This window comes from Duganella flavida (assembly GCF_009857445.1).
GTDB lineage: Bacteria > Pseudomonadota > Gammaproteobacteria > Burkholderiales > Burkholderiaceae_D > Rugamonas > Rugamonas flavida.
In genome coordinates this window covers 1-1,361 of the sequence record NZ_WWCN01000048.1, presented here as the reverse complement: position 1 = coordinate 1,361, position 1,361 = coordinate 1, and the positions used below count along the sequence as shown (strand labels likewise).

Below are 1,361 nucleotides of genomic sequence, written 5' to 3'. Positions count from 1 at the left end.
AAGGTTATAGGGACAAGCCGTACGGGCAATTAGTATCAGTTAGCTTAATGCATTACTGCACTTCCACACCTGACCTATCAACGTCCTGGTCTCGAACGACCCTTCAAAGAGCTCAAGGCTCTGGGAAATCTCATCTTAAGGCAAGTTTCCCGCTTAGATGCTTTCAGCGGTTATCTCTTCCGAACTTAGCTACCCGGCAATGCCACTGGCGTGACAACCGGTACACCAGAGGTTCGTCCACTCCGGTCCTCTCGTACTAGGAGCAGCCCCCTTCAAATTTCCAACGCCCACGGCAGATAGGGACCAAACTGTCTCACGACGTTTTAAACCCAGCTCACGTACCACTTTAAATGGCGAACAGCCATACCCTTGGGACCGGCTACAGCCCCAGGATGTGATGAGCCGACATCGAGGTGCCAAACTCCCCCGTCGATATGAACTCTTGGGAGGAATCAGCCTGTTATCCCCAGAGTACCTTTTATCCGTTGAGCGATGGCCCTTCCATACAGAACCACCGGATCACTATGTCCTACTTTCGTACCTGCTCGACTTGTCGGTCTCGCAGTTAAGCACGCTTATGCCATTGCACTATTAGCACGATGTCCGACCGTACCTAGCGTACCTTCGAACTCCTCCGTTACACTTTAGGAGGAGACCGCCCCAGTCAAACTGCCTACCATGCACTGTCCCCGATCCGGATAACGGACCAAGGTTAGAACCTCAAATGAACCAGGGTGGTATTTCAAGGATGGCTCCATAGAGACTGGCGTCCCTACTTCAAAGCCTCCCACCTATCCTACACAGATTGATTCAAAGTCCAATGCAAAGCTACAGTAAAGGTTCATGGGGTCTTTCCGTCTAGCCGCGGGTAGATTGCATCATCACAAACATTTCAACTTCGCTGAGTCTCGGGAGGAGACAGTGTGGCCATCGTTACGCCATTCGTGCAGGTCGGAACTTACCCGACAAGGAATTTCGCTACCTTAGGACCGTTATAGTTACGGCCGCCGTTTACTGGGACTTCAATCAAGAGCTTGCACCCCATCATTTAATCTTCCAGCACCGGGCAGGCGTCACACCCTATACGTCCACTTTCGTGTTTGCAGAGTGCTGTGTTTTTATTAAACAGTCGCAGCCACCAGTTTATTGCAACCTTTTCGCCCTATCACAGTAAAGTGACCAAGCTACCGAGGCGTACCTTTTCCCGAAGTTACGGTACCAATTTGCCGAGTTCCTTCTCCCGAGTTCTCTCAAGCGCCTTAGAATACTCATCTCGCCCACCTGTGTCGGTTTGCGGTACGGTCTCGTATGACTGAAGCTTAGAGGCTTTTCTTGGAACCACTTCCGATTGCTACGTGCAC

1 rRNA gene is annotated in these 1,361 nt (G+C 51.1%); it reads right to left on the bottom strand.

The annotated features are described in order from the left end of the window. Window positions 1-8: 8 nt before the first annotated feature. Window positions 9-1,361, bottom strand: a 23S ribosomal RNA gene (locus GTP46_RS29110); the annotation flags it as partial.